The sequence below is a fragment of the Streptomyces sp. NPDC059456 genome (assembly GCF_042750055.1).
Lineage (GTDB): Bacteria > Actinomycetota > Actinomycetes > Streptomycetales > Streptomycetaceae > Streptomyces.
This window is the reverse complement of record NZ_JBHYVA010000680.1, coordinates 1-4,539: the sequence shown is the minus strand read 5'-3', so window position 1 is coordinate 4,539 and position 4,539 is coordinate 1. Positions and strand designations below refer to the sequence as shown.

General features: G+C 71.6%; 3 protein-coding genes and 1 pseudogene. All 4 read right to left on the bottom strand.

Going from position 1 to position 4,539, the window contains the following annotated elements:
* The coding region (locus tag ACFXA3_RS36275; RefSeq protein ID WP_385194336.1) for a glycosyltransferase at positions 1-2,972 on the bottom strand (2,972 nt) is incomplete at its 3' end.
* Positions 2,973-3,151: 179 nt separating this feature from the next.
* A complete protein-coding gene (locus ACFXA3_RS36270; RefSeq protein WP_385194334.1) occupies positions 3,152-3,526 on the bottom strand; it encodes a hypothetical protein in 375 nt (124 codons plus the stop codon).
* Between the two features lie 135 nt (positions 3,527-3,661).
* Positions 3,662-4,132, bottom strand: a complete 471-nt coding sequence (locus ACFXA3_RS36265; protein WP_385194331.1) for a roadblock/LC7 domain-containing protein — start codon at positions 4,130-4,132, stop codon at positions 3,662-3,664.
* A gap of 80 nt (positions 4,133-4,212) precedes the next feature.
* A pseudogene (locus ACFXA3_RS36260) lies at positions 4,213-4,539 on the bottom strand (transcriptional regulator); the annotation flags it as partial.

The window sequence follows — 4,539 nt, the reverse complement described above, 5'->3', positions numbered from 1 at the left end:
GTCGGTCTGGGGGTCGGTCTCGTCGGCGCATCCGGTGACGATGTCGACGCCGGGGGCGGCCAGATCGACCAGCGGGCCGTGCTGGGACTCCTCGGGCGCGGCCAACTCCCGGCCCCCCGCCCCCACACCCCCCACCCCCCCCCCCCGCGATCGAATGGGGTATGGTGGGCTCGGTTTTGTGTATAAGAGACAGTCTCTTTGACCGGCGTTCGGTGCCTGGTCTGGACGACGATGTGGCCGGCGGGGCGCTCGAAGCGCCGCGGCACGTTGTCGTTCACGACGTAGTAGCGGGCCCGGGCCAGGACCTCCCAGGCCTCGACGCTGTCGTACTGGACGGCGCGGGCGGTCGCGGGGACCTCGGCGCGACCGTCGCGGACGAGCCAGACGTGGTCCAGCTTCTCGCCGCGCCGCACCAGCTCCTCGTGGATGGCGCGCGGCGAGTCGCCGGCGCCGTTCCCCTGGTGGGTGTCGTAGACGACGATGTCCTTGACCGGCAGGGCGCGCTGCGCGGGGTAGGTCTCGTACCGGGTGACGCGCTGCGCGTACCGGGAGCGGTCGTGCGGGCTGAGCATCGGGTCGGCGACGAGCACCATGCGGTCGTAGAAGCGGGCCTCGACCCGCATCCGGCGGCCCAGCACGGTGAGGGCGTGCGGCCCCGCGTGCAGGGCGGTGGGTGCGAACTGCACCGGTGCCCCGCGGTCGACGCCGAGCAGGCCGGCGGTGGTGCCGCCCTGGGCGAGCGGGCGCAGCGTGGGCCACCAGCGGCCCTGGGGCAGCGTGGTGCGGCCGGCGTAGGACTCGGGGAGGACCGGCTCGAAGGTGGACTCGAAGCGGTCGCCGTCCCGGGTGACGGGGTAGCTGTACTCGGTGCCGTGCGCGTCGTGCAGGACCAGCTCGTAGGGCTCGTCGGTGGGCGCGACGAAGCGGCCCTTCAGGGTGAGCGTGCCGTCCCGGCTCTCGACCGAGTCGACCAGTGGCGGCGAGGGCTGCACCGAGAGGGTCAGGTGTCCGGTGTTGCCGCGCTTGGCGAAGAGGGAGCGGCCGGTTTCCCCGCCGGTCAGGGGCACGACGAGGCCGGTGAAGCCGCCGCGCTCGTCGTGCGCGAGCCGGTGCTCGGAGCCGTTGGCTGCGACGACGGTCATGCTCCACGGCTCGGGCGTCCACTGCCCGGGCTCGCACGGGGCGTCCGGTACCGCGGCCAGGTCGGCCAGCGGTACGCGCACGGTGAACGGGAGCCGCCCGCCGGCGCCGGCGGAGCCGGTCTCGATCGGGAGGGTGAGGACGGTGCCGGTGGAGACGTGCTCGGCGCGCAGGGTCGCGCCGGCGCCGATCTCGGCGGAGAGTTCGCCGCTCACCTCGACGGCGTCGTCGCCGGCCGGGCGGACGTCGAGGGCGCGGGCCCGGACGGTCTCGACCTGGATGGTGAGGGCGCCGGTGGAGTTCGGGACGATGCGGACGTCCGGGGCGACCCAGTGGGCGGGCGGGTTCTGGCCGCTGTCGGACTCGCCGCCCTTGAGGCGGGCGCGGTGCAGGCCGCCGGCGCCGGTGACGGCGATGGAGGTGGTCCATATGCCGTCGGTCCACTTGCCGCCCGACTGGAAGACGGTGGGGTCGACGACGGCGGTGAAGCCGGCCCAGTCGGCGTGCCGCAGGGCGAGGTGCGGGGCGTTGACGGTGGCCATCGGGGAGGCGACGGTACGGGTGCTGACGACCGTGCGGCGGCGCTTGCCGCCCTCACGGAACACCAATATCTTGCGCGAGCCGAGGCGGCTCTCCGCGCCGAGGTGGCCGGGCACGGCGTAGCCCCGCAGCAGCAGCTTGCCGTCGCTCCAGACGGCCTGCTCCAGGCGGCTGACGACGCGGCGCTCGCGCGGGCCGAGGGTGAGGATCTTGGCGGGGACCGGCGGACGGCCGTGCAGGAACGGGTAGTCGGCCTGCGGGCGGGCCAGGCCCTTGACGGGAACGCTGTACGAGTAGTCGCTCTGGTGCTGCGTGAGGGCGATGAAGTCCTCGACGCGGCCTTCGCCGGCCAGGTACGCCTTGAGGCGGTCGGCGACGGTCAGGTCGGACCAGGGAGCGGTGCCGATCTCGCGGACGAGCCCGCCGACCTCCTTGACGAAGGCGGCGCGGAAGTCGGCTCCGCCCTCACCGACGTACTTGTAGATGAGCGGGAGCTCCTCGCTCAGCACGTTGTAGTCGTAGTCGCGCAGGTAGCGGACGTACTTGGCGCCCTCCTTGGCCTTGAGGGCCTCGCGGACCAGGCGGACGGAGGTCACGCGGTCGATCAGGGAGACCGGGTCGGTGGAGCGCTGGGTGATGGAGCGCTCGCCGGTCTCGCGGACGCGCCAGTGGTACACGCAGTCGCTGAGGATGTCGACGCTGGAGGCGAAGTAGTGCGCGGGGATGCTGACGGGGGCGTCCTCGTAGAGGATGCCCTCGGGGTACTGGAAGCCGTGCTCGTCCCAGAAGGTGCGCCGGTAGACCTTGTTCCACGCGGTGCGGTCGGTGACCAGCGCCGGGAACTTGGAGATGTGGGTCTTCAGCTGGGTCTTGGCGAACGCGGCCCGGTGGCCCCAGGACTGCTGCATGCCGACGGAGCGGAATCGCTTCACGTTGCCGCCCGCGAAGTCCGAGCCGGTCTCGTCGAGTGCGGCGATCATGCGCTCGTAGGCGTAGTCCGGCATCGTGTCGTCGCTGTCGACGAAGGCCAGGTACTCACTGCCCTCGGAGGCGTGGCGGGCACCGACGTTGCGAGCGGCGCCGAGGCCGGCGTTCTCCTGCATGACGACCCGGAAACGCTTGTCCCGCGCGGCGAAGGCCTTTGCGATGACGGCGCTGGTGTCGGTGGACCCGTCGTCAACGAGGATGCACTCGAAGTCGGCGAACGTCTGGGCTGCAATGGACTCCAGGCACTCGTCGAGATAGAGCTCGACGTTGTAGACGGGGACGACGATGCTCAGGCGCGGGGGCATGGGTAGCGAGTTCTCCAGCGTTTCAAGCTATTTCGATGATCAGGTGATGAGAGCATCCTACTCGGTAACGAGATGATAAAGTCCCCCCATCCTGGACATAAGGGCCTGGAGCCCCGAGGCGGACGGCAAAGAATTCAGCCGCCCGCCACCTGGGCGTCGGGGTCCGACCGAACGTCTGCTCAGACTTCGAGCTCGTTCTCGATCTTCTTGAGCTGGTGCCGGGCCATGGCGAGGTTGGCCCGGCCGCGGTCGAGCGCGAGGTAGAGGAAGAAGCCCTTGCTCCCCCGTCCCTTCAGCAGCCGGATCAGGTGGTACTGGCTCCCGAGGGTGATCAGGATGTCCTCGATCTCCTCCTTCAGGCCGAGCATGTCCATGGTGCGGACCTTGGCCCGGACCACGTCGGTGTTGCCGGCCGCGGCCACCTGGAGGTCGAGCTCCTTGCCGCCGCCGATGGTGCCGAGCGCCATGCCGCTGTCGTAGTCGACCAGGGCGGCACCGATCGCGCCGTCGATGGTGGCGGTGGCTTCCTTGAGTGCGGTCTCCACGTTGGCCATGAGTGGCTCCTCTGTCTTCTTCCGCTGGTATGCGTTGATACGGGTTGATGTGTACGGGTTCGGGTTGATACGAGTTGGCGTGGGTTGATACGTGCTGGTGCGGGTTCCGGGGGTCCGGCGGTGTGCGCGGACCGGCTACCGGTCCGCGCCGGGATGGACCGGCGGGACGGGAGGCAGCGGCGGGACGGGAGGCATCTCGGGTCCGCGGCGCCCCAGGACGTGGTCGATGAGCTCCGCTATCCGCACGCTGGAGCGGCGGGCCTCCAGATGGAGCCGGCCGACGTTGACGCGGGGCTCCGCTATGAGGGTGAGGACGGCGGCGTCCCCGGCGGCGTACGTCGCCACGTATCCGTGTTCGCCGCGGATCAGCAGCTCGCGGAACCCACCCTGGCCGGTGGTGTCGCTGAGCCGCTGGGCCACGCCGAGGGCGGCCGCGGTCAGGGCCGCGACGGACTCCACCTCGGTGGCGGCGCTGTCCTGGGCGAGCACGAGGCCGTCCGCGCTGCCGGCGAGGGCGCCGGTGAGCTGGGGCACCCGGGCCCGCAGCCTGCGGAGCTCGGCGAGTATGTCGGCTTCGGCCTCGGGGGGCACCATCGCCGTGCTCATGTCGGCCTTTCTCCTTTCGGGCTGCCTCCGCTCGGAGCGGTCGGCGCGCTCGGAGCGCAGAGCCGGTCGCAGCGGGAGCCTCACAGGCTTGCCTCCAGTGCGTCGCGTAACCGGCGAAGCAGCGCCACGTCCGGGGATTGGGTCTGGGTGATCCAGTCGGGCAGGGGCGTTTCGACCGGTGTCAGGGCCGGCTCGTGGGGGGTCTCGACCAGTCCGGCCGCCGCGAGGCGCCGTACGTCGAGCAGGGTGTGGAACGCGGGCCGGCCCAGCACCCACGCGAGGTCCGCGGGGGTCCGTACCCCGTTCGCCCGGGCCAGCAGGGTCCGCTGGCGGGCGGTGACGGTCTGGCCGGGGGCCGCGGCGCGGGGCACGACGGGGGAGGTGTCCAGCAGGGGGTACGGCCACAC